Source organism: Roseomonas sp. TAS13 (assembly GCF_001950415.1).
Lineage (GTDB): Bacteria > Pseudomonadota > Alphaproteobacteria > Acetobacterales > Acetobacteraceae > Roseomonas > Roseomonas mucosa.
Genome location: NZ_BDLP01000745.1, coordinates 1 through 830, shown reverse-complemented (window position 1 = coordinate 830; position 830 = coordinate 1). Strand labels below are relative to the sequence as shown.

1 protein-coding gene is annotated in these 830 nt (G+C 68.6%); it reads right to left on the bottom strand.

Annotated elements, in window-relative coordinates:
- On the bottom strand, positions 1–274 hold a 274-nt coding region (locus tag ROTAS13_RS25275; protein WP_216348757.1), incomplete at its 3' end, for a hypothetical protein.
- Positions 275–830: the final 556 nt, after the last annotated feature.

Sequence of the window (830 nt, the reverse complement as noted above, 5' to 3'; positions counted from 1 at the left end):
GGTCGTGCGGATGGGTGGGCAGGCCGGCCTGGGTGAGCCAGGCCGCGGCCTCGGCGAGCGCCAGGCGGGCGACCAGGCCCTCGCGCACGGCCTCCGAAGCAGCCCCGGCGCGGGCGTCGAGGCGCGAGACGAGGTCCTCGGCCTGACTCAGCGGCAGCAGCAGCCAGGCGGGATCGGGCGCGGCCGCCGGCGGAGGCTGACCGGACCGGCGCGTGGCCCAGGGCAGCGTGCTGCCGTCGTCGGGATCACCTTCATCCTCATCCCAGCCTGCCATGCACCAAACCTCCGCCCGAAGACGTTGAGAGGAGCTTCTGAGTTCCCGGTCTTCGTACTCAGGATAGGGAAAAAACAGCAGATTGGAAATCGTTCTGAAATTCAAAGACGGGTATCGCTTGTGCTACTCCGCCGCCGGGCAAAACGCCCCCGGCGACCCCTTCCCGTCCCCGCAAGCAGCGCCCTGCATTCCGTCCGCAAATGGGGATTAGCGGACGGAATGGGGAGGGGCGGCTGCGGAGGCGCGACGCGGTCGCCGACGGCATTCCACCGGGCGTCGGAGTAGCACAAGCGATACCCGTCTATCAGTTTCAGAATACCTTACAGATCGCTGTTTTACCGTGTATCCTGAAAAAGAAGGCCGGGAGCTCAGAAGCCCCCGCCAGCGTCTTCGGACAGAGGTCGGCGACATGGCAGGCTGGGACGAAGACGATCCCGACGACGGCAGCACGCCGCCCTGGGCCACGCGCCGGTCCGGTCCGCATCCGCCGGAGGCCGCGCCCGATCCCGCCCGGCTGCTGCTGCCGCTGAGCCAGGCCGAGGACCTCCTGTCGCGC